Raw genomic sequence first — 26,055 nt, forward strand, 5'->3', positions numbered from 1 at the left:
TTAAGAACAAAGCGCCCGGCCGGGCGCTTTTCACCGTTAATCGAAACGAATGAGTACCTTAGCAGAGACATTTTTGTCTGTGGCGGTAATCAGCGCGTCTTCAATTTGCTGGGGCGGGAACTCGGCGCTGATAAGCGGGCGAGGATCGACACGCCCATCTTCCAGCCAGCGTACCGCGGTGATGAACTCACCGATAAAACGGAATGAGCCGACCCAGTTGAGTTCTTTAACCAGCATCGTTGACACCGGCCAGCTTACCGGGCTGGCGCCCATCCCCACCTGAACGATAGTGCCGGCAGGGCGGGTGAAGTCGACGCTGGATGCCACGGCAATCGGCGCGCCAGAGGCCTCAAACACGACATCAAAGTAGCCTTTATGCTGCAGATAATGGGCAACCTGTTCTTCATCGCGCGGATCCATCACCGCTGTGGCCCCCATCTGGCGTGCCAGTTCCAGACAGCGTGGGCTGAGATCGGATGCCACCAGTTCAGATGCTCCGGCACTGCGTGCCGCCGCGAGGATCAGACAACCAATGGGGCCTGCGCCAATCACCAGTACGCGTTTGCCGGTCAACTGGCCCGCCTTTTTTACTGCATGAATGGCGACCGCTAGCGGTTCCGAAAAGGCCATTACGTTTGCGGGCACGCGCCTGTCATAAGGAATGCATTGCTCCGGTTTTACCACCACGTATTCAGAAAAACCGCCATTCACATGCGGATTGAACTGCGCGCTGCCCATAAAGCGCATGGAGCCGCACAGATTTTGATGGCCGGAAAGGCACATCTCGCACTGATTGCAGGGGCTGGACGGGTTCACCGCAACCGTCTGGCCCACTTCCAGGTCGCTGCCTGCTGGCACTTTGCTGATCACGCCAACAAACTCATGGCCAATCACCATCGGATGCTTGAGGACAGACATCCCCGCGCGGCCATGCTGATAGTAGTGAATATCAGAGCCACAGATGCCGCCGCAGGCGACCTTCACGACGACGTCATGTTCACTGTGCTCGATTTCACGTGATTCAAAGCGTACGTCTTTTTCCGCATGGGCCAGACAAGCGTTACAGGTTATTTTTTCCATTTTGATAATGACCTCATTATTTGTTGGCAGTTGCCGGGTTAATGGCATTCTTATCCACAGTGTCGGCATTCTTTTTTTCAGGCAGGATCACTTCAATTTTACCCACCAGGAATATGTAGGCTAATAAGCCCAGTCCGGCGACGCCTGCGATATACCACATGGCATACTGGAAGTTTTGCGTGCGCTGGAGAATAACCCCAATAACAATTGGGCTAACGATCCCCGAAAGGTTGCCGCAAATATTTAAAAAGCCACCCATAGTCCCGAGAAAATTACGGGGAATTACATCGCTCCAGACCACCCAGCCCAGGTTTGAAAAGGCGTTGGCAAAGAACGCAACAGACAGAATGACAATCGCAATAACCGGCTGGTTTTCAAAGAAATTGACCAGGCCAATAATCATGGTGACGCACAGGCCAGCCATAACGGGTAATTTTCGTGCCAGCGTTCGGGATTTTCCTTTTTTCAGCAGCATGTCGCTTAGCGTACCGCCACAGAGCACCCCAAGCATCGCCATAATATAGGGCAGCATGGCGCCTATCCCGGCTTTGGAAATAGAGAGATGCAGTCCTTTTTCCAGGTAAACAATAAACCAGGTCAGGAAAAAATAGAGCGTAGACGAGCAGGCAAACTGGGTGATGAACAAACCCCAAATCGTTTTTTTGCTGAGGAAGAATTTAATATTTTGCCAGCTGATTTTTGCACTCACGGAGGATTGGTTCTCCGAGCCATAGCCGCCGCCTGCTTTGATATAATCCAGTTCGGCCTGGTTCACAGCAGTGCTGTGCTGTGGATCGCGGTAATACATAAGCCAGTAGATGCCAAACAGAATCCCGGCGCCACCGGACAGATAAAACGACATTTCCCAACCGTAGTTAGCCACAATAAAGGCGAGGGCAGGCGTCAGCAGCGCGAGACCGATATATTGTGCACTGGAATAAATCGCGGTCGCACGGGCACGTTCATGGTCCGGGAACCAGGTGGCAATTATTTTTGTGTTAGACGGGAAGGATGGCGCTTCGGCAACACCAATTAATGCGCGGCAGGCCAGAAGCATTGCAAATGAAGCGGTTGCCGTCGCGAATAAATGGTGTGAGGCGAACCCCATCATAAAGGTAAAAATACTCCACAGAATAATCGCACCACCATAAAGAATACGTGAGCCAATGCGATCAAGAACATAGCCGACAGGAATTTGACTGGCAGCGTAGGCCCAGGTAAACATGGAGAAAAGCAAACCCAGTTGTGTTGGCGTCAGACTGAAATCATTCTGGATATTCGAACCAGCAACGGCAAGATTGGCGCGATCCATATAATTAATTGCAGTCACAATAAACAGCAATGTGAGAATAAAGAGTCGTTGTCTTGAAGCCTTCATAATAATACCTGTGTTATATCGGCATGCATCGGGGTAAACACATGCCATCAATTTTAAAGGCGAGTAGGTAGAGTGCGGGCGACTTATAAAACTGCGAGCCAGCCACCATCGACGTAAATAATCTGCCCGTTGATATAATCTGATGCTCTGGATGATAAGAAGATGGCGGTGCCGATGAGCTCTTCCGGACGACCCCAACGTTGAGAAGGGGTGCTGCTTTTCACCCAGCTATCGAACTGCTTGTCTTCAATAAGCGCGGTGTTCATGTCGGTCAGAATGTAGCCAGGTCCAATGGCGTTGGTCTGGATATTAAACTGCGCCCATTCAGCAGCCATCGAGCAGGTGAGCATTTTGATGCCGCCTTTTGCTGCCGTGTACGGGGCAACAGTCGGGCGGGCCGCCTGGCTGGTAAGCGAGCCGATATTAATAATTTTACCGCCGCTGTTGCGGGCGATCATCCGTTTTGCCGCCGAGCGGGAGACTAAAAATGCGCTGGTCAGGTTAGTGTCGATCACCTTCTGCCAGTTTTCCAGCTCCAGCTCGACCATTGGTTTGCGGTACTGAATACCGGCGTTATTGATCAGGATATCAACATGGATCCCTTCTGCATCAAGTTTGCTAAAAGCTGCCTCAATCGCCAGTTCATCGGTGACGTCAAAAGCCACGCCATGCGCGTCGTAGCCTTTTCTGGTCAGCGTATCCACTGATTCGGCCAACAGCGTGGCGCGAATATCATTCAGCATAACCCGTGCACCCGCAGCGGCAAGACCCTCTGCGTAGGCAAAGCCCAGTCCTCGTGCAGAACCCGTTACCAGCGCCGTTTTCCCGGTTAAATCAAATAAAGCGGTCATGTTGTTTCCTCACTTGTTTAATTTGTATGACGACTATCCTTTTTTAGGTTGAATTTTCGCCCTGATAAAATCAACAGTTCACCCATGAATTTGCAACAAGGATCACAAACAGCTCCACATAGCGATCGCGTAATTAATATTAATTAATTGAATTATATGTATATATTTGATTTGAATTTAACGCAGTTTTGATCGCTGTCACAGAATGGCACTCGCAGCGATCCGCTGTAAAAGAAGCGTGATATAACAGCATAAAGTTGTAGGACAACTTACATATATCCGTTGTATCATCCACAACGGTATGACATGCGGTAAATTCGCTGAGTTAAGGAGTGAAAGTGAGTAACCTGAAAATTACCAACGTGAAAACGATTCTGACGGCGCCGGGCGGCATTGATTTGGCAGTCGTTAAGATAGAAACCAACGAGCCAGGGCTGTATGGGCTAGGATGCGCGACATTTACCCAGCGTATCTTCGCGGTAAAAAGCGCGATCGATGAGTACATGGCGCCTTTTCTGGTTGGCAAAGATCCGACCCGTATTGAGGACATCTGGCAGTCAGGCGTGGTGAGCGGCTACTGGCGCAATGGCCCGATCATGAACAATGCATTGTCCGGCGTGGACATGGCACTGTGGGATATCAAAGGTAAGCTAGCGGGGATGCCGGTTTATGATCTGCTGGGCGGCAAATGTCGTGATGGGATCCCACTGTACTGCCACACCGATGGTGGTGATGAAGTTGAAGTGGAAGATAACATCCGAGCCAGAATGGAAGAGGGTTATCAGTACGTTCGCTGCCAGATGGGAATGTATGGCGGTGCGGGGACCGATGACCTTAAACTGATCGCCACACAGCTGGCACGTGCGAAGAACATTCAGCCGAAACGTTCACCGCGCAGCAAAACGCCCGGCATCTACTTTGACCCGGACGCCTACGCCAAAAGCGTTCCGCGTCTGTTCGACCACCTGCGTAACAAGCTCGGTTTTGGTATCGAATTTATTCATGATGTACATGAGCGCGTGACCCCGGTGACTGCCATTAATCTGGCCAAAACGCTTGAACAGTATCAACTATTTTATCTTGAGGATCCGGTGGCACCGGAAAACATCGACTGGCTGAAAATGCTGCGCCAGCAGTCTTCCACTCCGATATCCATGGGTGAGCTGTTTGTGAATGTGAATGAGTGGAAGCCGCTCATCGACAACAGGCTCATCGACTACATTCGCTGCCACGTGAGTACCATCGGCGGCATTACGCCGGCAAAGAAACTTGCTGTCTACAGCGAACTGAACGGTGTGCGCACCGCATGGCACGGGCCGGGCGACATTTCTCCAGTCGGGGTTTGCGCCAATATGCATTTGGATTTGAGTTCACCGAACTTTGGCATTCAGGAATACACGCCAATGAACGACGCGCTGCGTGATGTCTTCCCGGGCTGCCCTGAGATTGACCACGGTTATGCCTATCTGAACGATAAGCCGGGTCTGGGTATTGACATTGATGAAGCCAAAGCGGCGAAATATCCGTGCGAGGGGGGAATCCCATCCTGGACAATGGCGCGCACACCAGACGGTACGGCCTCAAGACCGTAAGCAATGAAGGCCCGGCTTGCATCTGCCGGGTCTTATTCCCGACGTCCTGATGGACTCCGTTTTAGAAACAGGAATTATTGTATATTGAGGCTGCTTTTTAATCAGTGACCACTTCTCTATAAGGAGCCTGAATATTTCCCTCAACAACGCTTCCGGTAGAAAATGACGCGCTCTGTTTCCTCAAATCCTAACGCCTGGTGAACTTTCTGGGAAATTGTATTTTCCGGCGTGGTATCAGAGGCCATTTCCCGACACCCTTTATTCGTTCCCCATCGTTGCACCGCTGCAATCAATTGTTTCGCTACGCCGCGTTGACGGAATGAGGGGAGAACAAAAATACCTTCAAGGAAAGCCACGGGCGAACTGTCACAGCCATTGACATAATCGTGGCGGATTGAGGCATCCGCAAAGCCAATCGCCACCCCGTCTGCCATCGCAATAAATGATGCCAGATGATCGGCTTGCAGAATTTCTTCGCCGTCCGCCAGATGGGCGTCGTCCGGGTGACCAGGCCAGAGCTGTTTTCGCAATCCGCGCCAGTGCTCCAGATGGGTTTTGTTCATTTGCCTGATGTCCATTAACGCGCTCCTGATGAGGGGTCTGACATGATGAGACGGCATCCCGCCTGCTGATAACGTCGGGCGATAGCAGACGGGAGCGCACTGTCGCTAAGAATGGTAGTAATACAGGACAGCGTCGCCACCGCATGGGGTTCTACAGTATCAAACTTTGAGTGATCGGCCATCAATATGACCTCGCGTGAGCGCTGAATAATGCGCGTTTTAACGCCCACTTCAAACATGGTAGCGTTGGTGATGCCCGTTTCAATCGACAGCGCATCGCAGGAGATAAAGGCGCGTTCAACGGCAAAGGCGTTAATCATCTCCAGCGCCAGACTCTCGCCCACCGAAAAGTAACCGGGGCGAATCAGTCCGCCGATAATGTAACTCTCTACGTGTGGGAAGCCACCCAGTTCATTAGCGATTTTGATGTCATTGCAAATGACTTTTACTTTGGCGTCGACCAGACATTTTGCCAGTTCCAGACAGGTGGAGCCGGAGTCGAGAAAAAAGCAGTCTCCATCCTTGATGAACGTGCGGGCGAGGGCGGCGATTTCGCGTTTCGCCTCACTTTGTAACGTTCGCTTGACGTCGAAAACATATTCTTTATCTTCCGTACTGTCGTCGAAGTCAATACAACCATGGCCGCGAACCATACCGGGATAACGGCTGGCAATATAGTGAAAATCCCGGCGCACGGTTGCCTCTGCATAGCCAAAAAGCTCAATAGCTTGTTGTGTTGAGAGGTGCCTGTGTTGCCAAAGGTAATGCAACATCTGTTTGATACGGTCGGGGCGCTGTTGGCTCATCAGCATATGACTCCTTTATAGCGCGGTAAATTGTGACAACGTCACATCATAGTTCGCCGTCGTGAACAACGCCCGGCCAATCACCAGATGCTGTGCGCCTGCGGCGGCAAGCAGCCGTGCGGCGCGAAGTGTAATACCGCCGTCCGCCCAGCATTCCGCAGCAGGGAAATGCTCTCTGCTCTGGCTCACTTTTTCACACATCGCGGCGATAAATTGCTGTCCGCGTCCGTCGGGTTCGCTGGTCATGATCATCAGCGCATCCAGTTGCAATGCCAGATAACGATAGGGCAATAGCGGTGTTGCCGGGTTAAGCGCCAGTCCTGCTTTCGCCCCGATAGCGCGAATATCCGCCAGAATCTCCGAGGGGTTTTGCACGCTTTCGGCATGAATGAAAATCCAGCCGGGGCGGATAGCTGCAAGCCAGGGTAGCCAGCGTTGCGGTGATGAGACCATCAGGTGAAATGAGAGCGGATGGCGAGTGTATTGTGCGACTGCCTGAATGGTTTTCATACCGAAGGTAATATTGTTGATGAAACTGGTATCTTCGATATCCAGATGCAGCGAGCCGAGGGGCGCATCGTGTAAAGCGGTCAACGCCTCGGCATAGCGCAGCGGATCGGCGGAGGCCAGTGAAGGGTGCAGGATCATCGAAACCTCCATCAGCGCAATGCGGTTAATTGCGCGAAAAGCGCGGCGTCATTTGGCGCATCTTGCAGCATCGCGACGCTTTCCGGCGAGTCGAGCCACTGGCTGATGCGTTGAATGGTGCGAATATGTGCTTCGGCATCCGTGGCGCTGGCGCAAAGCAACAGCCAGATGGGATCGCAATCCGCATTACCGAAAGCGACTGGCGTTGATAGCGTAGTGACGCTGATTTGATTATGGTTAGCGCCTTGCTCCGGTCTGGCATGAGGCAGCGCAATCCCCGGCGCGATAAGATAATATGGCCCCCATTTAAGGGTGTTCTCAATAATACCGTCCAGGTAGCAGGGGGCCGCCGCGCCGAAGGTAATCAGCGGACGAACGGCGATATCCAGCGCGTGTCGCCAGTCGCTGGCATGGCGTTGCGCCTGAACCCACTTAACATCATTAATCATCGATCGTTGACTCCTTGCCGGTTCGGGTTACTCTGAAACCGATCCCCGGCGTGTCTTTTGGCGAAGGCGACGGAGATCGGCAGAAGAGTTATCGCTCTCTGCAGGGGATAAGCGTTTTGCTTATCCCCATTTTATTGTCGGATATGGCGTACTTTCTCCATAAACTTCGCCACGCGCGCCTGGTCAACAAAGTTGGCGAAGACGCCGTCTTTTTTAAACGTGGTTGCCGTTACGCATCCGTCGGCAATACAGAGCTGCTCCTCGACGTTTTCCAGACACACCCCGGTATTCGCCAGCACGACCGTGTCGGGAACGGTCTCTTTTACCCGCTTCAGTATGGCGCTATCCGTGCGGGCGCCCGCCGTCAGCCCCGAGACGCACAGGGCATCGGGGTTATTGTTAAATACGGTCGATTTCGCAATTGAACAGACATCCCGGTTTCCCAGATACACCGCCGCTTCCGGCACGATGTTAAACAGCGTTTTCACGTGGCCTGCGCCGATGCGATGCTGATGGCGAATGGTTTCGCCGACATTCGTATCCCAGACGCCAAAATCGCTGGCGTAAACGCCGGTGAAAATTTCGCGAATAAATTTTGCGTCGGTCGCCATTGCCAAATCAAACGAGGCCACAGGGTCCCACAACACGTTTACCCCAAACGGTACGCGAATTTCACTCATTAACTGACCGATGATTCTTGCCATCGCGGTGGTCGTTTCCGGTCTGACTTTCGTTAAATAAGGCAGACTAAATTCGTTGGAGAACATCACCGCATCCACGCCGCCATTTTGTAGCGCCATTAAATCGTCATGGGCGCGGTCAATTACCCAGTTCATGCCTTTCCTGGTATCGAACCCGGGATCGCCCGGCAACGCCCGTAAATGGCACATGGCGATAACGGCTTTTTCTGTTCCTATTACCTCTTTTAGCCAACTCATTCTGGGTTGCTCCTTATTCCGGTAGTTCACGTTTACGTAAGACAAGTATGATGCTGGCGACAATGCCGACCACAATAACCACACCAATCATGCCCAGCGACATCAATTCAGATATTGACCAGCCAAACATATTTCCCACCGACAGCGCGGTAATTTGCGCGTTTTCAGCGGCGAAGCTAAAGCCGCCTTTGAGCGCCATATCGGTAAAGTACGGCGCGAACTGGGTGGCGATCAGCAAAACGGTAATCATGACAATGATGCCGCTGAGCAGAGTACGAATCAGATCGCCGCGATGAATAACCGTGGCCATGCAGATAAAAAATGGCGCGACCGGTAAATCAGCCAGCGGCAGGACTTTATTGCCCGGCAGTATGCTCGCCAGAATTAACATGATGGGAATTAACAGCAGTCCAACCGCGATGGTGGTCGGGTGGCCTAACGTCACTGCGGTATCCAGACCGATAAAGACTTCGCGCCCTTTAAAGTGTTTCTGGAAGAACTTACGCGCGCCGTCGGAAATGGGCATTAATCCCTCAACGATAAGGCGAATCATGCGCGGAAACAGCACCATAATCGCCGCCACGGTAATCATTAAGGTTGCGCACCCTTTAAAGCCTTCGCCTGCGGCAAGTCCGAAGATCAGCCCGAGAACAACGCCAATGATCACCGGGTCGCCAACCATCCCATACCGTTTTTGGATCTCCTGAGCATCAATATTGCGTCCTTTCATAAACGGTATTTTTTCGTATATTGCATCCAGCAATACGAACAACGGCACGGAACTGGAGCCATACCCTTGCGGAATAGAAATCCCTTCCAGACCCACAATGTTCTGTACCCGTTTCGCCGTCCAGTCGGCCATTTTCAACGACAAGGCGGCGTGGCAAATCGCGCCCAGTACGCCATAAATCAGACTGCCGGTCATCAACTGGACGACCGTTCCGGTAATGGCGTAGTGCCAGTAGTTATAAATATCAACGTTCATGGTTTTGGTCAGACGAGTCACCAGCATACCGACGTTGAGCAGAAAGATAACGGGAATGATCATCGCGCCGATGGCCGTCGCATAGCCGACGCCGGATGCGGGCCCGGCACCGACGTCAAACACATGCAGCGTCAGGCCAAAACGCTCAATCATCACTTTAATCGGCGGACTGAGACTGTCGATCGCCATGACGATCACCAACCCCATGCCGACAAAACCGATGCCGACCGTCACCCCGGCTTTCACTGCCTGCAGCCAGGGAATACGAAAGATTAAGCCGATGATAATCATAATGATGGGCACAAAAACGGTGCCGCCGAGAGACAGGATGTAATCAAACATAATGCCCCCTTTATTGTGTTAACAGCGCCTTGATTTCTTGTTTTAATGCGTCGTCGTTGATGCCTGTCAGCAGGGCGGCGCCGTTGAGCGTCGGGATGCCATAGTCACTGTGCGTACGCATGGACGTTACGATGAGATCCATACCGTTACAGTTCAACGGGATCTCATTCAGACAACATTGCGCCGTGGTTGCCGCAATGCCTTGCTCCGCGAGAAAGTCCTGCAGTTTTTGTGCAATCATGGTTGATGTCGACATGCCGGTACCACATGCCACAAGGATCTTTTTCATCATGGTCGTGCCTCTTGTGTAGCGCCTGTTTCAGGCTCAATGGGAAACTGTTCTGGCGACATATTGGCCAGCGCAGTCAGTAAACGGATACAATCAGCCAGGTCGCGCAGGCTGGCGACTTCGGCTGGCGAGTGGGTATAGCGGCAGGGAATAGAAAGACTGGCACAGGGAATACCGTCCAGTTCAACCTGAATGTAGCCGGTTTCGGTGATGACGCCTGGCGCGACTTCTCGCTGTACGGGAATATTATTTTCGTGCGCGGTGGTCTCCAGCATCCGCAGCAAACGCGGCGGCGTAATCAGTCCCGCCAACGTACCGCGTCCGTGATAGTTCAGACAGGTGATGCCGACGCCGTGGTTGACCCGCACATCTGAGTAATCCTGCAGGTCAGGCGTGTCGCAGGATGGGGTGATATCAATACCAATCGCCAGGTCGGGGCGCACGCGTCGTAAAACGGGAATAATGCCGCGAATATTGAACTCTTCCTGCACCGACGCGACCAGGAATACCGCGATATCGAGCGGTGTGGAGGCGAGAGCCTCGGCGACGCCCAGTAGCGCCGTACACCCCAGCCTGTCATCCAGCGCCTTACTGCATACCAGGTCGTTGCCCAGACAGTGCGGCGGGTTGTAAAGGGTTACTGGCGTTCCCACCTGAATACCCATTCGTTCGGCATCCGCTTTATCTTTTGCGCCGATATCAATCCAGAGTTTATCGAGAGCGGGTGGCTGGGTGCGCTCGTCACCCTTCGCGAAGTGATATGCTTTAATACCGATACAGCCCATGATATCGCCTGAGCGCCCGGCAAGCGTCACAATCGAACCGGGCATAGTAATTTGCGCCGGGCCGCCCACGCGTTCAAAACGTAAAAAACCGGAGGGTTCGATCTTGCGTACCATAAAACCCACTTCATCCATATGCGCAAAAATCATCAGGCGAAGCGCGTCAGATTTATCGCTGCCATAACGGGCGACGACATTGCCTAAGCGATCCCGCCAGACGTCTTTGGCCTGCTGTTCAAACGCGTACTGCATAACGTTTGCAATACTGCTTTCATGTCCTGAAATCCCGTTTAGCCGCAGTAAAGAAAAAAGCGTTTCCTGCACAGAAAAGGTCATTGGCGTCTCCGTGGTGATAAAACAATCAGTCGTTGAGCGTTTTATAGGCGGAGAATGGTTGGATAAGTGTGAAATGTGTCACGCGGAAATACGCTAAATATGGCCAATAAAAAATAATGTGATGGCGATACAATAAAAACGCTCATATCACCTGCGGGTTATCGGTAAACCAGGCTATTTATGTGATTACGACCAACAACGAAGAAGGGCAACGCGATGGTGGAAATTATTCCTGTTAGCACGACGCTGGAACTGCGAGCGGCAGATGAAAGTCATGTTCCGGCGCTGCACCAACTGGTACTCAAAAACAAAGCGTGGCTACAACAGTCGCTCGACTGGCCGCAATATGTCACGTCGCAGGAGGAAACGCGTAAGCATGTGCAGGGTAATATGCTGTTGCACCAGCGTGGTTACGCCAAAATGTACCTGATTTTCTGCCAGAATGAGATGGCGGGCGTACTCTCATTTAATGCCATCGAACCGATAAACAAAGCCGCCTATATCGGTTACTGGCTGGATGAGTCCCTCCAGGGACAAGGGATAATGTCGCAATCATTACAGGCGCTGATGACACATTATGCCCGGCGCGGCGATATTCGGCGCTTCGTCATTAAATGCCGCGTTGATAATCAGGCCAGTAACGCAGTCGCACGGCGCAACCATTTTACGTTGGAAGGCTGTATGAAACAGGCGGAGTATCTTAACGGCGACTATCACGACGTTAATATGTATGCCCGCATTATTGATGCGGATTAAAGGGAACCGACTAAGGGGGTACGCGTAATACGATCCTCGCCATTGATCACTTTTGGGCCGCGCAGGTGAATAGTATTGCCGTCAAAGGCTATCACCGCCGCCCGTCCGCTAATCTCGACCTGGTGCTCAATCAGAATTTCGCCCTGTATACAGGCATGGCCTTCAATCAGCACGCGGTCGTCCAGTAAAATCGGGCCTCCGCGTACCTCAGCATGTCCGCCTATCAGCACATGATGTTTTAACACACAGTTGCCTTCGATTAACGCATGTTCCGCTACCTGTGAGCTGTAGCGAAGGGTAGGGATAGCATCTTCCTCTGTGCCGGCGATAACCCGCGCATGGCCATAGACTTTGGCGCAGTCACAGATCCAGACATTATTGTCTTTGTTGCCTTCGATGAGCGCGAAATCAAAGACCTCCGCCCGGTGCTCAATAAAAGCGTGTGTGATAGTGGCGTCGCCATAAAGCTGTACCTGATGGACAATCCGCGAATGGTTCACGGTGGCGCGATCGTAAATTTGTAAAATCTGCGCATGTCCATGCGTTAGTCCCTGAACGGCGAGAATTTCTGACTGGTTTAACACGCGGGCATCGCCATAAATCGCACACTCTCCGCGCACGGAAGAGGACTGAATGGTGACGTTGTCACTTATCCGTGCGCCATCGCTGATATCAGCGCGATCAATCCAGACGTTATCGCCTATTCGCACGTTATTGTAGAGCGTACACGGCTGCGTGATACGCGCGTTACCCGTAATTTCCGTGCCCGCAAAGGCCATCGCGTTTTCATCATAAATCCAGCAATCCCCCTGTTGTGACAGCACATTATCGGCATCAACCCAGCCGCCGGAGGTTCCGGCTTTAATATCGTTAAAATCCGTTACGGCAATAACTTGTCGTAATAAGACGCTTTTCTTCTCACCGTCTACCTGATAAGTAAAAGCACGAGGTTCCTCACTCAGTCGATATTTGATCATAGGGAAATTCCGTGTGAACGATTAAGATAACCGTAGCAAAGGTACTGGCGAAACAACCAGAAATTCCATAAAATGCATTTCAAATATACTTTATAAATTAAACAAAATGCGTAATCACAAGCAGAGCGATCGCGTGCTCAATTTGCCTGCGGGCTATTTTGGCATCGTCCTTGGCACTATCGGTATGGGATTCGCCTGGCGTTATGCCAGCCAGATATGGGCAATAAGCCACTGGCCCGGAGACATCATGGTGATCCTGGCGATGATTATTTGGGCACTCTTGACCCTGGCGTTCCTTAGCCGTCTGGTGCGCTTTCCCCATAGCGTGATGGCTGAAGTGCGACATCCGGTAATGAGCAGTTTTGTCAGCCTGTTTCCCGCCACCACGATGCTGGTCGCGATCGGTTTCGTTCCCTGGTATCGCCCGTTGGCCGTTGCGCTATTCAGCGTGGGGGTCGTCATACAACTGGCGTATGCCGCCTGGCAGACGGCGGGACTTTGGCGCGGAGCGCATCCGGAAGAAGCGACAACCCCAGGACTTTATCTGCCCACGGTAGCGAATAATTTTATCAGCGCTATGGCCTGTGGAGCGCTCGGTTACAATGATGCCGGACTGGTGTTTTTAGGCGCAGGCGTCTTTTCGTGGTTAAGTCTGGAGCCGGTTATTTTGCAGCGACTGCGTAGCTGCGGCGAATTACCGGCGGTGCTGCGTACGTCGCTGGGTATCCAACTGGCGCCTGCTCTGGTCGCCTGTAGCGCCTGGCTGAGCGTCAATGGCGGGGAGGGCGACACGCTGGCGAAAATGCTATTCGGCTACGGTCTGTTACAGCTTTTATTTATGCTGCGATTAATGCCCTGGTATTTATCACAACCGTTTAATGCTTCCTTCTGGAGTTTTTCGTTCGGCGTTTCCGCGCTGGCGACCACGGGGTTACATCTTGGTCACGGTAGTGAATCAGGGCTTTTTCATATTCTGGCCGTCCCGCTGTTTATTTTCACTAACGCTATTATCGCCTTATTGCTGGTTCGTACATTTCTATTGCTGGTGCAGGGGACGTTGCTTATTCGCACTGAGCGCGCTGCACTGTTGAAAACGGAGGAAAAAAATGACCGTTCGTGACGAAAATTATTTTACTGAGAAATACGGATTAACCCGCACGCATTCGGATGTGCTGGCGGCGGCAAAGGTTGTCGCGCCGGGCCGAACGCTGGATTTGGGATGTGGCAATGGCCGCAATAGTCTGTATCTGGCCGCGAACGGTTATGACGTTACCGCGTGGGATAAAAATCCGGCCAGTATGGCTAACCTTGAGCGTATTAAAGCGGCAGAGGGGCTGGATAATCTGCAAACCGACATTGTCGATCTGAATACACTGACCTTTGACGGTGAGTACGACTTTATTCTCTCGACGGTGGTTATGATGTTTCTTGAGGCGCAAACCATTCCCGGTTTAATTGCCAATATGCAACGCTGCACAAAAACCGGCGGGTATAATTTGATTGTTGCGGCAATGGATACTCCGGACTTTCCCTGTACGGTGGGATTCCCGTTCGCTTTTAAAGAAGGCGAATTACGCCGCTATTACGAAGGATGGGACATGCTGAAATACAACGAAGATGTCGGCGAGCTTCACCGCACGGACGAAAACGGCAACCGTATCAAACTGCGTTTTGCTACGATGCTGGCGAGAAAAACGGCCTGAGCGATGCAAGTTCTGTAAGTCTCGCAGCGTTCGGCATTTTTTTGTCGGGCGCCGCGTTCAAATTGTGCTGTCGTTACCATTTTTAGTGCATCCAGAATGATTTCGTTTTGCTATTATTTCCTTTGCATCATTGCGAAGACTAAAGGGATCGTTTCATGCGTACTCATACTTTATTTAAAGTTGCAGTGCTTACTGGCTTGCTGGCGTTATCCGGCTGTGCGTCTAAAGTCACACAGCCGGATAAGTATTCTGGATTCTTAAAAAATTATTCGGACCTGCAGGAAACTACCTCCGCCACGGGAAAACCGGTGTTGCGCTGGGTAGATCCACATTTCAATGACTCTAACTATGATAGTATTGTTTACAATCCGATAACATATTATCCCGTCCCCAAACCAACGACCCAGGTCGGGCAGCAAGTTCTTGATAAACTGCTGGCTTATACGAACACTAAAGTAAAATCAGCAATTGAACAGCGCAAACCGCTGGTCTCGACGCCAGGGCCGCGCAGTTTGATTTTCCGCGGGGCGATTACGGGCGTGGATACCAGCAAAGAAGGGCTGCAATTCTATGAGGTAATCCCTGTAGCGCTGATTGTGGCGGGCACGCAAATGGCGACAGGCCACCGGACCATGGATACCCACCTCTATTTTGAGGGTGAGCTGATAGATGCCGCGACCAACAAGCCGGTCGTCAAGGTAGTACGCCAGGGTGAAGGTAAAGACCTGAGCAATTCCAGTACGCCAATGGCGTTTGAGACGTTGAAACAGGTCGTGGATGATATGGCGACGGATACCTCTATGTTTGACGTTAATAAAAAATAATTCTGCGGCGCCATCGCAAGATGGCGCAAACCCCGGCAGATTAGCGGCCACCATCAGCCAGACAACGATGGGCGGCGCGTTCTCGTTAATACTGCGTAGCCTATTCCGCCAGCGATCAACCCCCAGAATGCCGATCCGATGCCCATCAGCGTTAGCCCGCTGGCGGTGACGAGAAATGCGATAACTGCCGCGTCACGCTCACTTTCGTGAGTAAGCGCCTGATACAGACTACCGCTAATCGTACTTAACAGTGCCAGACCAGCCAGCATTTGCACCCAGCTAACCGGCAGGGCGACCATCAGCTCGGTTATCGAACCGCCAAACCACCCGGCAAGTAAATAAAAAACGCCTGCGGCGGCGGCCGCTAACCAGCGACGCGTTGGATCGGGGTGCGCGTCCGGGCTTTGACAAATGGCGGCTGTAATGGCGGCAATGCAGATAGAATAAACGCCAAATGGCGAAAGCAGCAGCGCCAGCAACCCGGTAAAAATCATTAACGGAGAGACAGGAAGCTGATAGCCAGACGCCTTCATTGTGGCGACGCCGGGGGCGTTTTGCGATGCCATCGTCACCAGGAAGAGCGGTACCGCGACGCTCAGGCTTTGAGCGAATGAAAAGTGGGGGGGAACGAAGGTGGGCCACACCGGCGCGAAATGAATACCGCTCATCGCCACCTTACCCTGGATGAGCGCCACCGTTATTCCCATCACCATGGCAGCAATAACGGCATAGCGGGGCGCGAATACTTTAAAGAGTAGCCACGCCAATAGCATACCGCCGCACATGACAAATTCTCCATTGAGCGTCCCGAACGCCTGCAGGCCGAAGCGTAGCAGTATTCCCGCCAGCATTGCAGCGGCAAGAGAATGGGGGATTATTCGCATCAAACGCGCAAACAATCCCGTGACGCCGCACAGCACAATCAGGGCATTGGCGACAATGAATATGCCCACGGCATCTGGCAACGATAATCCCTGAAGCCCTGTCACCAACAGGGCGGCGCCAGGCGTTGACCAGGCGGTTAAAACCGGCGCACGATACCACAAGGTTAACGTTAGTGTGCTTATGCCCATGGCTATACCGAGGGCGGTCATCCAGCCGGCGATCTCTGTGGGTGTTGCGCCAGCGGCAAGCGCCGCCTGCCAGATAATGGCGGCGGAACTCGCATAGCCGACCAGAACGGCGACCAGACCAGATAATACAGTAGGTAACGGCAGTGATAACAGACGCATGATCGCCTCTTGTGCGTTATAACGGTCAGTCAATGTAGCATTGTGCGTTATAGCGTACAAGTGATACGCTATGGTCTTACAGGGGGGGAAAATGGATAACCTGACACACTATCTGGCGACCACGTTAAGAACGTTACGCCATCAGCGAGGCTGGAGTTTATCGCGTCTGGCGGAGATCTCCGGCGTCTCAAAAGCCATGTTGGGGCAGATAGAGCGTAATGAATCCAGTCCGACAGTCGCAACGCTGTGGAAAATTGCGACGGGCCTGAACGTTCCATTCTCAATGTTTATTTCGCCTCCGCAGGCCGAATTTCCGCCAACCTTCGATCCCCAGCAGCAAGCGATGGTAATTACACCGCTGTTTCCGTGGGACCCTGAACTCTGTTTTGACTATTTTTCCCTATTGCTGGCGCCTGGCGCGTGCAGCGAATCAGCGCCGCATAAAGCCGGCGTTATCGAACATGTGGTGGTGATTCAGGGTCGGCTGGACATGTGTACTGGTGGGGTATGGCAAACCATAGACGCCGGTAAAGGTTTGCGTTTTGCCGGCGATACGGCGCATACCTATCGCAACAGCAGTGACCAGACGGTTCATTTTCACTCGCTGATCCATTACCCGCGTGATTAAGCGGGAAAACTATTTCGTTAGTTTGCGCTTCTGACTACAATAGCCGCCATTTCGCTGCTATTGGATAAGAAAGACTGTATGCGCCAGCAACCTCACTATCTCGAATTGTTAAGTCCGGCCCGTGACGCCGCAATTGCTCGCGAAGCGATTTTGCATGGCGCAGATGCCGTCTACATCGGCGGACCCGGTTTTGGCGCACGTCATAACGCCAGTAACAGTCTGCGCGATATCGCCGATCTGGTCCCGTTTGCTCACCGTTACGGCGCCAGGATTTTTGTCACGCTGAATACTATCCTGCATGATGATGAGCTGGAGCCCGCGCAGCGGTTAATCACCGATTTGTACAACACCGGGGTGGATGCGCTGATTGTGCAGGATATGGGCATTCTGGAACTGGATATCCCGCCGATTGAGCTTCACGCCAGTACACAGTGTGATATTCGCAGCGTGGAAAAAGCGAAGTTTCTTGCCGATGTCGGTTTTTCACAGATTGTACTGGCGCGCGAGCTTAATTTGAGTCAGATAGCGGCTATTCATCAGGCTACTGACGCCACGATTGAGTTCTTCATTCATGGCGCGCTGTGTGTCGCTTATTCTGGGCAGTGTTATATCTCTCATGCGCAAACCGGGCGCAGCGCCAATCGGGGCGACTGTTCGCAAGCCTGTCGTTTACCGTATACGTTAAAAGACGATCAGGGGCGGGTGGTCTCTTACGAAAAACATTTGCTATCGATGAAAGATAACGACCAAACGGCTAACCTCGGCGCGTTGATCGATGCAGGCGTACGTTCCTTCAAGATTGAAGGGCGCTACAAAGACATGAGCTATGTCAAAAACATCACCGCGCATTATCGTCAGATGCTGGACGCGATTATCGAGCAACGTGGCGATCTGGCGCGTGCATCGGTTGGTCGGACCGAGCATTTTTTTGTTCCCTCCACGGAGAAAACCTTCCATCGCGGCAGCACCGACTATTTTGTTAACGCGCGTAAAGGTGATATTGGCGCATTTGATTCACCAAAATTTATTGGCTTGCCGGTAGGCGAGGTGCTGAATGTGGCGAAGGATTATCTCGACGTAGAAGCGACGGAGCCGTTGGCGAATGGCGATGGTCTGAACGTGTTGATTAAGCGTGAAGTGGTGGGTTTTCGCGCCAATACGGTGGAGAAAACCGGTCATAACCGCTACCGCGTTTGGCCAAATGATATGCCTGCCGACCTGCATAAAGTCCGTCCGCATCATCCGTTGAATCGTAATCTGGATCATAACTGGCAGCAAGCGCTGACAAAAACCTCCAGTGAGCGCCGTGTGGCGGTTGATATCATGCTGGGCGGCTGGCAGGAACAGCTTATTCTGACGCTGACCAGTGAAGACGGTGTCTGCATCACGCATACGCTTGACGGGGTATTTGAGGAAGCCAATAACTCTGAAAAAGCGTTGAATAACCTAAAAGCCGGACTGGCGAAGCTGGGACAGACGCCTTACTACGCGCGTGATATGCAGGTGACATTACCGGCGGCGTTGTTCGTGCCAAATAGCCTGCTCAATCAGTTCCGTCGGGAGGCGATTGATATGCTTGACGCGGCGCGGCTGGCCCATTATCAACGAGGTCGTCGGAAACCCGTGGCGCAGCCTGCGCCGGTCTATCCGCAAACGCATCTCAGCTTTCTCGCTAATGTCTACAACCACAAAGCGCGGGAATTTTATCACCGTTACGGCGTACAATTGATTGATGCGGCCTATGAGGCGCATCAGGAGAAGGGCGAGGTACCGGTCATGATCACCAAACACTGCCTGCGTTTTGCGTTCAACCTTTGTCCTAAGCAGGCGAAAGGAAATATTAAGAGCTGGAAAGCCACGCCGATGCAGTTGGTGCATGGCGATGAAGTACTGACGCTAAAATTCGACTGCCGCCCTTGCGAAATGCATGTCATTGGCAAAATTAAAAACCACATCTTAAAAATGCCCCAGCCCGGCAGCGTTGTCGCTTCAGTGAGCCCTGAAGCGCTGATGAAAACGCTGCCGAAGCGTAGGGGCGTTTAATTAACGAAAATAGCTCTCTGGTTTGCGCGATTTCTGCCAGTTGTGGTGCTCGCGCAAGCCTTCCGCGGATTCTTCCGCTGCCGCCCGTAATTCATCACTGTCGGCTTCGTGTCTAAGCTGGTGCCCTCCCGTCGCAAACCATACGAATGCGTGGTCTTGCTGTTTCGCCAGTAACTGGCCTGAAAACAGCGCACAGGTCAGTAAAACTACTGATAACGTTTTTGTAAGCATCATGCCACCTTCCAGTTACGTCGTGAGGCTATGATGCCAATAATTTCTTTGAGTTATTATTCAACACTTCAAATTAGCGAAAACGGTTTGTCAATAAGTGCGATAAGTTGTATGAGAAAATATACTTATACTCAGTATCTCAATTATAAAAATAACGAGCCAATTCGTTCCATGCGAAATTCATTATTTCCTGGAAGTATATTTTAAAGGTATTGTATTAGATGGTTTTGGTATTGCCAGGGGATTGTAAACCATACTATTTATGGTGTGGTCAACTCTGGTGATGAGCCTCATTTTTTGTTGTTTCAACGAGTGAAGATAAATCTTCAGAAAAAAGGCTGTTATGAACTTGTAACGCTACATATTCAGCAAGGTCGTTTAAACATAGCAGGCCATGAGAGGAACTTTCCTCAAGCATATTCATTAATATCTCATTCTTAAACAAACATGAATAAACTAGTTGAGTAACTGAGCTTTGTGTATGATTTGCATGAAATGTTGCATTCTTTAAGTTAGTATTCTCAATAACCTTTGCGGCTATTTTGTTTTTAATAGCGTCGTCAATAGGTGGTACACCTGCCTGGGCGATGCCCAGATTAATCCTGGAGGAGATGGCGGCTTTTCTTTCCTGTTCCTTCCAGTCACATAAATTACCCTTTTCTGCCATGTCGATAAGCGTCTCTTTTATATTTTTTAGGTCGACGGGAAATGTTATACCGCCGGATAGCGAGAGTAGTAACCGCTCAGGGAACAAGCAACATAGCTCTTCACAAACATAAGTGCTAGCTTTTATATTAATATCAGAATATCTTTTCAGGTGGGCAGACTGAGTATCAACACAGAGTACTGTTCTATTCATTATCTCATAATAGTAGTGATCCTGGCGTATCACAATGCATAACGGAATATCTTCGCCATCTTTAATGCAGAGATTTGTATATTGATACTCAGCATCTTTATAGTGCTGAAAATGGAAATTTCCTCTGCATGACGGTGATGATAATTCATATAACTTGCAAAATAAATCAAATAAACGTTGCGCATCAGGCGGAGAGGCAACATCACATAATTCATTTATATATTGATCGGCAGCGGATCTTTGCGTGTCACAAAAAAAATCTTTAATCTTTTCCCATAGTAACGTAAAGAAGGAGCGTTGAGAGATGGCACTTTGGAAAAACATCTCACTTTTTAGAAACCCTCTCCCGATAGTAATTGGCATAATGTAGACCACAAGTGATTATATAATACTTCATTACTGGAATAGGTGGTATTCGAAATATTATACCATGTTGCCCATCGATTTGCTTATCAGTGAAATACCTGATTTTTGCTTTGTCCTGAACCGTCAACATTATTGTTAATATCGACCCGTAGCTTTAGTCATGCCCACGTCTCCTGGCCATGAAGTATGTCAGGTAAAACGAATGAAAGTAAAATGGTTTTCTTAATTCTCACATCATCGTGTACCATGAGTAATGATTAATTACGCGCTATATTATTTTTAGAGAAAGTAAATAGTTGCTCAACCGTGTAGAAATTGTCTTATAAGAAGTTAAACTAAAAGTATTATTAGGCTAACAACAATGAGATATTTAGCGGCAGGGCAGAAGGCCAATACTGATAGCACTTATGATATAAATACCTTACTCTTTAGTTTTTGTCTTAATTATATTTGTTGTAACGATTAGCTGACGGGTTTATTTCCAGTTGGGTGATAAGACTATAAAAACCTGCGAGGAGGCTCAAAATGAAGAAATCAGATAGTGAAATTCACGAAAAGACAGCATCCTGGGGCATTTTGCAGTCAGAATGGCTAAAAAAATGTGGACGGCTATTATTGCTTTTACTTTACCGCTTCGTTATCGGATGGGCTTTTTTTCAGTTACTCGCCATGATTGTGGCAGGGATATTTTTGTTAGGTGTCTTATTATTTCATCCCATAATATTTGTACAGACTATCGTAATCACTGAGAAATTAAATCATGCTTCGCTTGATTTATGGCATATCCTTAAGTTATGCCTGTGGCATTACGGTATCATCGCAGGGTTTATTTTTATGGCGGAGTGTACGTTAAGTAAAAGTATACGGCAGGTTCAGCGCTTGTCCAAAAAGTTTGGGGCACAGGATTTTTCTTCACGCCCGTGATCCGCCGCTGCAACCTGCGTTCTTACTGAATAATGACTATGGCCAGCAGACCGAATTATCTCGGTTCGAAGGAGGACTATATGTTTGAACAACTGCGGTGAATCGTAATTTCAGATGCATTATCGCCGACAATTGACGCGTTCCTCACTAATTGCCTTCCTGACTATATAGTGGTCTTATCTTTGACAAAACAATGTTATTTAGTTATGGAAGGCGACAACAACTGTACTACTGATTATCAAATAACCTTTCTGGTCAGGTAGACTCGCCTTTGTGAAAACACATCGTTATCTGTGTTCCTGGGACTCACTCCCTTGCCGCCTTTAAGCAACTCGAATTATTTTGGGTATAGAACAGGCGGCGTAATGGTCATATAAGCAAAATATAACCTCTCCGTTTGTGATAAGGCACAGATTACAGGGGGGAATGATGTTTATTTTAACCATCTGTTTAAGCGCTGTCCGCTAATCTTTACCTGCTCAAATACATAATCACCCCTGTGACTCTCGCGAGGTGTAACATATGGTAAAATGCGTATCTTCTTTCCTCCTGTTCAGCCTGTTGTCCGTTCAGGCAATGTCAGCTGAAAACCATATTGATCTCCACCAGCCAAAAGACTTTGTCGATATTACTACGGTCGCCCCCGACGTACAGGTAGACATGCGATACTTCACTTCCCATAACTTTATTGGTCGCCCCATTAAAGGCTATAACGCGCCTGTTTGCCTGTTAACACGACCAGCCGCAAACGCAGTGAAGCAGGTCGCCGATCGTTTACGCCCCTTTGGACTTACCTTAAAAATATATGATTGCTACCGTCCGCAAAGCGCAGTGAACGACTTTATCGCGTGGGCCAAAGATCCTTCTCAAAACCAAATGAAAAACGAATTTTATCCGCTGGTAGAGAAAAAGCGTCTGTTTGATGAAGGTTATCTTGCCGCCAGATCCGGCCACAGTCGGGGAAGTACGCTTGATCTAACGATTGTTCCACTCGACAGTAAAATACCGATATACCATCCCGGACGACCACTGGTGAATTGTACTGCGTCCGCGGCGCAACGCTCGCCAGATAATAGTCTGGATTTTGGTACCGGCTTTGACTGTTTTAGTCCGTTATCCCATCCCGATAATGTCATGCTTACCGCTCAGCAACGCGCAAATAGGTTGTTATTACAAACGTTGATGCGTGATGCTGGCTTTACGCCACTGGATACCGAATGGTGGCACTTCTCCCTTACTCATGAACCATACCCGAACACCTGGTTTGACTTTCCCGTTAAGCAGAGACCCTGAAACGGCGTTTTGTTGCGAAATCTAATCATTACGCCTGTTGGAAAGCACCATAACAGTTAGCAAATCATTGTTAATTTTAACAACTGATATACACTGCGGTTGCCACCTGCAAGCAGCGCTCAATGAGAACGAATAATGAAAAAATATCAACGTCTGGCGGAGCAAATTAGAGAACAAATCGCCTCTGGCGTTTGGCAGCCCGGCGATCGATTACCCTCGCTGAGGGAGCAGGTCGCCAGTAGCGGCATGAGTTTTATGACTGTCGGTCATGCGTACCAGTTGCTGGAAAGTCAGGGACGGATTATCGCCCGTCCGCAATCCGGTTATTATGTCGCGCCGCATCCGGTTTGTCGGTCAGTCGCGACGGCAGCGCACGTTATTCGGGATGAAGCCGTAGATATCAATACCTATATTTTTGAGATGCTGCAGGCCAGTCGTGATACCTCAGTGGTGCCCTTTGCTTCAGCGTTTCCCGATCCGCGCCTGTTTCCCTTGCCGCAATTGAACCGCTCTCTGGCGCAGGTCAGTAAAACCGCGACGGCAATGAGCGTCATCGAAAACTTGCCGCCAGGTAATGCAGAATTGCGCTATGCGATAGCACGCCGTTACGCGCAGCAGGGGATTACCGTTTCTCCTGACGAGATTGTCATTACCGCCGGCGCGCTGGAAGCGTTGAATCTTAGTTTACAGGCGGTGACGGCGCCGGGAGACTGGGTGGTGGTGGAGAACCCCTGTTTCTACGGTGCGCTACAGGCCCTGGAGCGATTGCGCCTGAAAGCGTTGTCGATACCTACCGATGTTAAAGAAGGTATCGATCTTATGGCGCTGGAACAGGCGTTACAGGAATATCCGGTGAAAGCGTGCTGGTTAATGACCAACAGTCAGAATCCATTAGGGTTCACGCTGAGTGCTGAGAAAAAAGCGCGGCTGGTCGCGTTACTCACGCACCATAACGTGACGCTAATTGAAGACGATGTTTATAGCGAACTCTACTTTGGCCGCGAGAAACCTCTGCCTGCCAAAGCATGGGATCGCGACGATACCGTGTTGCATTGTTCGTCTTTTTCCAAATGTCTGGTTCCCGGTTTTCGCATTGGCTGGGTTGCGGGAGGAAGCCATGCCAGACAAATTCAGCGTTTGCAGTTAATGAGCACATTATCCACCAGTTCCCCCATGCAATTGGCGTTAGTGGATTATCTCTCGACACGTCGATATGACGCGCATCTGCGCCGATTGCGAAGGCAGCTTGCCGAACGTAAACAGCAAGCCTGGCAAACCCTTTTGCGCCATCTCCCGGCGGAAGTAAAAATTCACCATAACGATAGCGGTTATTTTCTTTGGCTGGAGCTACCTGAGCAGCTTGATGCCGGTGAACTTAGCGCCAAAGCGCTTGAACACCTTATCAGTATCGCGCCGGGGAAAATGTTTTCAACGTCCGGCGCCTGGACGCGTTTCTTTCGTTTTAACACCGCATGGCATTGGGGAGAACGGGAAGAACAGGCCGTAAAACAGCTTGGAAGCCTGATTCGCGAGATGCTGAGCGCTAAAAGCCTTGTGTGAGGTGGAATGCGTGTCAGCTCACAACCTGACTAAATTTCCCGAGTGTGCCGGGTGAGCATCTGGCGCGCCGTCTATTTTTAGGAAAGCGGCGGCCCGTTCGCCGGAAATCGATTAATGACGATATGGGAAAATGCTATGCAATATCAATTACTGATTAATGGCGTGCTGGTGGACGGCGAGGGAGAAAGGCAGTCTGTTTATAACCCGGCGACAGGCGAGGTCATACTTGAGATTGCGGAAGCGTCGCCCGCGCAGGTTGACGCCGCAGTGCTGGCCGCCGATAGCGCGTTTGCCGAATGGGGGCAGACCACACCCAAAGCACGGGCGGAATGTCTGTTAAAACTGGCGGACAGCATCGAGCAAAACGCCCTTGAGTTCGCCCGGCTTGAATCGCAAAACTGCGGTAAGCCTTTGTACTGCGTAATTAATGATGAAATTCCGGCAATCGTGGATGTCTTTCGCTTTTTTGCCGGCGCGGCCCGTTGTTTGAGTGGGCTGGCGGCGGGCGAATATCTGGAAGGACATACGTCGATGATCCGCCGGGATCCAATTGGCGTGGTTGCCTCTATCGCGCCGTGGAATTATCCGCTCATGATGGCGGCCTGGAAGCTGGCGCCAGCGCTGGCGGCAGGTAACTGCGTGGTGATTAAGCCTTCTGAAATCACGCCGCTGACGGCGCTTAAACTTGCCGCGCTGGCGAAGGATATCTTTCCGCCGGGGGTGCTCAATGTCCTGTTCGGACGAGGGCAAACTGTTGGTGATGTATTGACCGGCCATGAAAAAGTACGCATGGTCTCTTTAACCGGTTCTATCGCGACCGGGGAGCATATTCTGCGCCATACTGCGCCAGCGATAAAACGTACGCATATGGAACTCGGTGGTAAAGCCCCGGTGATTGTTTTTGATGACGCCGATCTGGATGCGGTGGCGCAGGGCGTCCGGACTTTTGGTTTCTATAATGCCGGACAGGATTGTACTGCGGCGTGCCGTATATACGCGCAGCGCGGTATCTATGATGCGCTGGTCGAAAAGCTGGGGAACGCGGTGAGCAGTCTGAAAATGGGCGCGCCGGAGGATGAGTCGACAGAGCTGGGGCCGTTAAGTTCGCTGGCGCACCTGAAGCGCGTCACAGCGGCTGTAGAGGAGGCGAAGGCCCTCAGCCATATCCGTGTGATTACTGGTGGAAGTCAAACGGAAGGTAAAGGTTACTATTTCGCTCCGACGTTGCTGGCAGACGCAAAACAGGAAGATGCCATCGTGCAACGCGAGGTCTTCGGCCCGGTGGTCAGTATAACCGTCTTTGATGATGAAGATCAGGTTCTGAGGTGGGCCAACGATTCTCGCTATGGTCTGGCATCCTCCGTCTGGACTCAGGACGTCGGGCGGGCGCACCGGCTTAGCGCCAGATTGCAGTATGGCTGTACCTGGATTAATACCCATTTCATGTTGGTTAGCGAAATGCCGCATGGAGGGCAAAAACAGTCGGGATACGGCAAAGATATGTCATTGTATGGTCTGGAAGACTACACCCTTGTCCGCCACATCATGGTTAAGCATTAAGGATCATTTACTGTTCAGAAAAATCGTGAAAAAATAGGCGGGTGTCGGCGGAGAGGGGGA

General features: G+C 50.9%; 26 protein-coding genes and 1 pseudogene. 12 read left to right on the forward strand and 15 right to left on the reverse strand.

Features of this window, described 5'->3' with window-relative positions:
- Positions 1 to 36: 36 nt before the first annotated feature.
- The 3 genes from idnD to ACLJPQ_RS08170 form a co-directional block, all read right to left on the reverse strand.
- Positions 37 to 1,128, reverse strand: coding sequence for an L-idonate 5-dehydrogenase (gene idnD, locus ACLJPQ_RS08160; protein WP_049868002.1), 1,092 nt, complete (start codon positions 1,126 to 1,128; stop codon positions 37 to 39).
- The gene (locus ACLJPQ_RS08165) at positions 1,097 to 2,458 is read right to left on the reverse strand and encodes an MFS transporter (protein ID WP_000648129.1); all 1,362 of its coding nucleotides are present in this window, start codon (positions 2,456 to 2,458) and stop codon (positions 1,097 to 1,099) included. Before ACLJPQ_RS08165 ends, idnD begins: the two co-directional genes overlap by 32 nt.
- A gap of 83 nt (positions 2,459 to 2,541) precedes the next feature.
- A complete protein-coding gene (locus tag ACLJPQ_RS08170) occupies positions 2,542 to 3,309 on the reverse strand; it encodes an SDR family oxidoreductase (RefSeq protein ID WP_052932078.1) in 768 nt (255 codons plus the stop codon).
- A 338-nt stretch (positions 3,310 to 3,647) separates the two neighbouring features.
- Here ACLJPQ_RS08170 and ACLJPQ_RS08175 point away from each other — a divergent pair, with 338 nt between their 5' ends.
- Complete coding sequence (locus tag ACLJPQ_RS08175) at positions 3,648 to 4,901, forward strand: D-galactonate dehydratase (protein WP_000067285.1); 1,254 nt, start codon at positions 3,648 to 3,650, stop codon at positions 4,899 to 4,901.
- 140 nt (positions 4,902 to 5,041) lie between these two features.
- Here ACLJPQ_RS08175 and aac(6') read toward each other — a convergent pair whose 3' ends face one another.
- The 8 genes from aac(6') to ACLJPQ_RS08215 form a co-directional block, all read right to left on the reverse strand.
- A complete protein-coding gene (gene aac(6') / locus ACLJPQ_RS08180; protein WP_000354851.1) occupies positions 5,042 to 5,479 on the reverse strand; it encodes a cryptic aminoglycoside N-acetyltransferase AAC(6')-Iy/Iaa in 438 nt (145 codons plus the stop codon).
- Positions 5,479 to 6,270 carry a DeoR/GlpR family DNA-binding transcription regulator gene (locus ACLJPQ_RS08185; protein ID WP_001670738.1) on the reverse strand — a complete coding sequence of 264 codons (792 nt, stop codon included), beginning with the start codon at positions 6,268 to 6,270 and terminating at the stop codon, positions 5,479 to 5,481. The genes aac(6') and ACLJPQ_RS08185 overlap by 1 nt, the downstream gene beginning before the upstream one ends.
- A gap of 15 nt (positions 6,271 to 6,285) precedes the next feature.
- Positions 6,286 to 6,918 carry a ribulose-phosphate 3 epimerase family protein gene (locus ACLJPQ_RS08190; RefSeq protein WP_023195772.1) on the reverse strand — a complete coding sequence of 211 codons (633 nt, stop codon included), beginning with the start codon at positions 6,916 to 6,918 and terminating at the stop codon, positions 6,286 to 6,288.
- 11 nt (positions 6,919 to 6,929) lie between these two features.
- Positions 6,930 to 7,367, reverse strand: a complete 438-nt coding sequence (gene sgcA / locus ACLJPQ_RS08195) for an SgcA family PTS sugar transporter subunit IIA (RefSeq protein WP_000606458.1) — start codon at positions 7,365 to 7,367, stop codon at positions 6,930 to 6,932.
- Positions 7,368 to 7,498: 131 nt separating this feature from the next.
- On the reverse strand, positions 7,499 to 8,305 hold the full coding sequence (gene sgcQ / locus ACLJPQ_RS08200; RefSeq protein WP_080184720.1) for a BtpA family protein SgcQ: 807 nt from the start codon (positions 8,303 to 8,305) through the stop codon (positions 7,499 to 7,501).
- A 13-nt stretch (positions 8,306 to 8,318) separates the two neighbouring features.
- Complete coding sequence (sgcC, locus tag ACLJPQ_RS08205) at positions 8,319 to 9,632, reverse strand: PTS sugar transporter subunit IIC SgcC (protein ID WP_000460835.1); 1,314 nt, start codon at positions 9,630 to 9,632, stop codon at positions 8,319 to 8,321.
- A 10-nt stretch (positions 9,633 to 9,642) separates the two neighbouring features.
- Positions 9,643 to 9,924: a PTS sugar transporter subunit IIB SgcB gene (gene sgcB, locus ACLJPQ_RS08210; protein ID WP_000976132.1), complete on the reverse strand. Its 282-nt coding sequence runs from the start codon at positions 9,922 to 9,924 to the stop codon at positions 9,643 to 9,645.
- The gene (locus ACLJPQ_RS08215) at positions 9,921 to 11,039 is read right to left on the reverse strand and encodes a M42 family metallopeptidase (RefSeq protein ID WP_080184719.1); all 1,119 of its coding nucleotides are present in this window, start codon (positions 11,037 to 11,039) and stop codon (positions 9,921 to 9,923) included. Before ACLJPQ_RS08215 ends, sgcB begins: the two co-directional genes overlap by 4 nt.
- Positions 11,040 to 11,255: 216 nt before the next feature.
- Here ACLJPQ_RS08215 and rimL point away from each other — a divergent pair, with 216 nt between their 5' ends.
- Positions 11,256 to 11,795, forward strand: a complete 540-nt coding sequence (gene rimL, locus ACLJPQ_RS08220; RefSeq protein ID WP_000229311.1) for a 50S ribosomal protein L7/L12-serine acetyltransferase — start codon at positions 11,256 to 11,258, stop codon at positions 11,793 to 11,795.
- Here the strand turns inward: rimL and ydcK are convergent.
- Complete coding sequence (ydcK, locus tag ACLJPQ_RS08225) at positions 11,792 to 12,772, reverse strand: YdcK family protein (RefSeq protein WP_080184718.1); 981 nt, start codon at positions 12,770 to 12,772, stop codon at positions 11,792 to 11,794. The two genes, rimL and ydcK, sit on opposite strands and share 4 nt — an antisense overlap.
- A 106-nt stretch (positions 12,773 to 12,878) precedes the next feature.
- Here ydcK and tehA point away from each other — a divergent pair, with 106 nt between their 5' ends.
- From tehA to ACLJPQ_RS08240, 3 genes are all read left to right on the forward strand, one after another.
- Positions 12,879 to 13,892, forward strand: a complete 1,014-nt coding sequence (gene tehA, locus ACLJPQ_RS08230; RefSeq protein WP_001243996.1) for a dicarboxylate transporter/tellurite-resistance protein TehA — start codon at positions 12,879 to 12,881, stop codon at positions 13,890 to 13,892.
- Positions 13,879 to 14,475, forward strand: a complete 597-nt coding sequence (tehB, locus tag ACLJPQ_RS08235) for a tellurite resistance methyltransferase TehB (protein ID WP_000218277.1) — start codon at positions 13,879 to 13,881, stop codon at positions 14,473 to 14,475. The genes tehA and tehB overlap by 14 nt, the downstream gene beginning before the upstream one ends.
- 155 nt (positions 14,476 to 14,630) lie before the next feature.
- Positions 14,631 to 15,299, forward strand: coding sequence for a DUF3313 domain-containing protein (locus ACLJPQ_RS08240; RefSeq protein WP_001259023.1), 669 nt, complete (start codon positions 14,631 to 14,633; stop codon positions 15,297 to 15,299).
- 53 nt (positions 15,300 to 15,352) lie between these two features.
- Here the strand turns inward: ACLJPQ_RS08240 and ACLJPQ_RS08245 are convergent, their stop codons facing one another.
- Positions 15,353 to 16,531, reverse strand: a complete 1,179-nt coding sequence (locus ACLJPQ_RS08245) for a benzoate/H(+) symporter BenE family transporter (protein ID WP_064000598.1) — start codon at positions 16,529 to 16,531, stop codon at positions 15,353 to 15,355.
- 91 nt (positions 16,532 to 16,622) lie between these two features.
- Here ACLJPQ_RS08245 and ACLJPQ_RS08250 point away from each other — a divergent pair, with 91 nt between their 5' ends.
- Both ACLJPQ_RS08250 and ACLJPQ_RS08255 read left to right on the forward strand, forming a co-directional pair.
- Positions 16,623 to 17,159 (forward strand): helix-turn-helix domain-containing protein, encoded by a 537-nt coding sequence (locus ACLJPQ_RS08250; protein WP_000369543.1) that lies wholly within the window; start codon positions 16,623 to 16,625, stop codon positions 17,157 to 17,159.
- 78 nt (positions 17,160 to 17,237) lie between these two features.
- Positions 17,238 to 19,202 carry a peptidase U32 family protein gene (locus ACLJPQ_RS08255; protein ID WP_001249753.1) on the forward strand — a complete coding sequence of 655 codons (1,965 nt, stop codon included), beginning with the start codon at positions 17,238 to 17,240 and terminating at the stop codon, positions 19,200 to 19,202.
- Here ACLJPQ_RS08255 and ACLJPQ_RS08260 read toward each other — a convergent pair whose 3' ends face one another.
- Together ACLJPQ_RS08260 and sifB are read right to left on the reverse strand one after the other, a co-directional pair.
- Positions 19,203 to 19,433, reverse strand: coding sequence for a DUF2554 family protein (locus ACLJPQ_RS08260; protein WP_000956438.1), 231 nt, complete (start codon positions 19,431 to 19,433; stop codon positions 19,203 to 19,205). It abuts the gene before it with no gap.
- Between the two features lie 271 nt (positions 19,434 to 19,704).
- Positions 19,705 to 20,655 carry an SPI-2 type III secretion system effector SifB gene (sifB, locus tag ACLJPQ_RS08265; protein WP_080184717.1) on the reverse strand — a complete coding sequence of 317 codons (951 nt, stop codon included), beginning with the start codon at positions 20,653 to 20,655 and terminating at the stop codon, positions 19,705 to 19,707.
- 528 nt (positions 20,656 to 21,183) lie between these two features.
- Between sifB and ACLJPQ_RS08270 the strand changes: the two genes are divergently transcribed.
- The 5 genes and pseudogenes from ACLJPQ_RS08270 (at position 21,184) to patD (ending at position 25,995) form a co-directional block, all read left to right on the forward strand.
- Positions 21,184 to 21,582 (forward strand): D-alanyl-D-alanine dipeptidase, encoded by a 399-nt coding sequence (locus ACLJPQ_RS08270; RefSeq protein ID WP_076937240.1) that lies wholly within the window; start codon positions 21,184 to 21,186, stop codon positions 21,580 to 21,582.
- Positions 21,583 to 21,614: 32 nt separating this feature from the next.
- Positions 21,615 to 21,845, forward strand: a pseudogene (locus ACLJPQ_RS08275) (hypothetical protein).
- A gap of 259 nt (positions 21,846 to 22,104) precedes the next feature.
- Positions 22,105 to 22,875: a M15 family metallopeptidase gene (locus ACLJPQ_RS08280; protein ID WP_080184716.1), complete on the forward strand. Its 771-nt coding sequence runs from the start codon at positions 22,105 to 22,107 to the stop codon at positions 22,873 to 22,875.
- 135 nt (positions 22,876 to 23,010) lie between these two features.
- Complete coding sequence (gene ycdR, locus ACLJPQ_RS08285) at positions 23,011 to 24,435, forward strand: GntR family transcriptional regulator YdcR (RefSeq protein ID WP_000760692.1); 1,425 nt, start codon at positions 23,011 to 23,013, stop codon at positions 24,433 to 24,435.
- 114 nt (positions 24,436 to 24,549) lie between these two features.
- Positions 24,550 to 25,995, forward strand: a complete 1,446-nt coding sequence (gene patD, locus ACLJPQ_RS08290; RefSeq protein ID WP_080184715.1) for an aminobutyraldehyde dehydrogenase — start codon at positions 24,550 to 24,552, stop codon at positions 25,993 to 25,995.
- Positions 25,996 to 26,055 lie beyond the last annotated feature (60 nt).

The organism is Salmonella sp. SAL04213, from assembly GCF_046550535.1.
Classification (GTDB): Bacteria; Pseudomonadota; Gammaproteobacteria; order Enterobacterales; family Enterobacteriaceae; genus Salmonella; species Salmonella enterica.

Bases quoted from the DNA above. Each gene is read 5' to 3' on its own strand.
- idnD (WP_049868002.1), bottom strand. From the start codon at position 1,128: ATGCCATTAACCCGGCAACTGCCAACAAATAATGAGGTCATTATCAAA.
- sgcC (WP_000460835.1), bottom strand. From the start codon at position 9,632: ATGTTTGATTACATCCTGTCTCTCGGCGGCACCGTTTTTGTGCCCATC.
- ACLJPQ_RS08250 (WP_000369543.1), top strand. From the start codon at position 16,623: ATGGATAACCTGACACACTATCTGGCGACCACGTTAAGAACGTTACGC.
- sifB (WP_080184717.1), bottom strand. From the start codon at position 20,655: ATGCCAATTACTATCGGGAGAGGGTTTCTAAAAAGTGAGATGTTTTTC.
- ACLJPQ_RS08190 (WP_023195772.1), bottom strand. From the start codon at position 6,918: ATGATCCTGCACCCTTCACTGGCCTCCGCCGATCCGCTGCGCTATGCC.
- sgcQ (WP_080184720.1), bottom strand. From the start codon at position 8,305: ATGAGTTGGCTAAAAGAGGTAATAGGAACAGAAAAAGCCGTTATCGCC.
- ACLJPQ_RS08270 (WP_076937240.1), top strand. From the start codon at position 21,184: ATGAAGAAATCAGATAGTGAAATTCACGAAAAGACAGCATCCTGGGGC.
- tehB (WP_000218277.1), top strand. From the start codon at position 13,879: ATGACCGTTCGTGACGAAAATTATTTTACTGAGAAATACGGATTAACC.
- ACLJPQ_RS08165 (WP_000648129.1), bottom strand. From the start codon at position 2,458: ATGAAGGCTTCAAGACAACGACTCTTTATTCTCACATTGCTGTTTATT.
- patD (WP_080184715.1), top strand. From the start codon at position 24,550: ATGACGATATGGGAAAATGCTATGCAATATCAATTACTGATTAATGGC.
- ACLJPQ_RS08170 (WP_052932078.1), bottom strand. From the start codon at position 3,309: ATGACCGCTTTATTTGATTTAACCGGGAAAACGGCGCTGGTAACGGGT.
- sgcB (WP_000976132.1), bottom strand. From the start codon at position 9,924: ATGATGAAAAAGATCCTTGTGGCATGTGGTACCGGCATGTCGACATCA.
- ACLJPQ_RS08185 (WP_001670738.1), bottom strand. From the start codon at position 6,270: ATGAGCCAACAGCGCCCCGACCGTATCAAACAGATGTTGCATTACCTT.
- ACLJPQ_RS08240 (WP_001259023.1), top strand. From the start codon at position 14,631: ATGCGTACTCATACTTTATTTAAAGTTGCAGTGCTTACTGGCTTGCTG.
- ACLJPQ_RS08215 (WP_080184719.1), bottom strand. From the start codon at position 11,039: ATGACCTTTTCTGTGCAGGAAACGCTTTTTTCTTTACTGCGGCTAAAC.
- tehA (WP_001243996.1), top strand. From the start codon at position 12,879: ATGCGTAATCACAAGCAGAGCGATCGCGTGCTCAATTTGCCTGCGGGC.
- ACLJPQ_RS08260 (WP_000956438.1), bottom strand. From the start codon at position 19,433: ATGCTTACAAAAACGTTATCAGTAGTTTTACTGACCTGTGCGCTGTTT.
- ACLJPQ_RS08245 (WP_064000598.1), bottom strand. From the start codon at position 16,531: ATGCGTCTGTTATCACTGCCGTTACCTACTGTATTATCTGGTCTGGTC.
- ACLJPQ_RS08255 (WP_001249753.1), top strand. From the start codon at position 17,238: ATGCGCCAGCAACCTCACTATCTCGAATTGTTAAGTCCGGCCCGTGAC.
- ydcK (WP_080184718.1), bottom strand. From the start codon at position 12,772: ATGATCAAATATCGACTGAGTGAGGAACCTCGTGCTTTTACTTATCAG.
- ACLJPQ_RS08280 (WP_080184716.1), top strand. From the start codon at position 22,105: ATGGTAAAATGCGTATCTTCTTTCCTCCTGTTCAGCCTGTTGTCCGTT.
- ycdR (WP_000760692.1), top strand. From the start codon at position 23,011: ATGAAAAAATATCAACGTCTGGCGGAGCAAATTAGAGAACAAATCGCC.
- sgcA (WP_000606458.1), bottom strand. From the start codon at position 7,367: ATGATTAATGATGTTAAGTGGGTTCAGGCGCAACGCCATGCCAGCGAC.
- rimL (WP_000229311.1), top strand. From the start codon at position 11,256: ATGGTGGAAATTATTCCTGTTAGCACGACGCTGGAACTGCGAGCGGCA.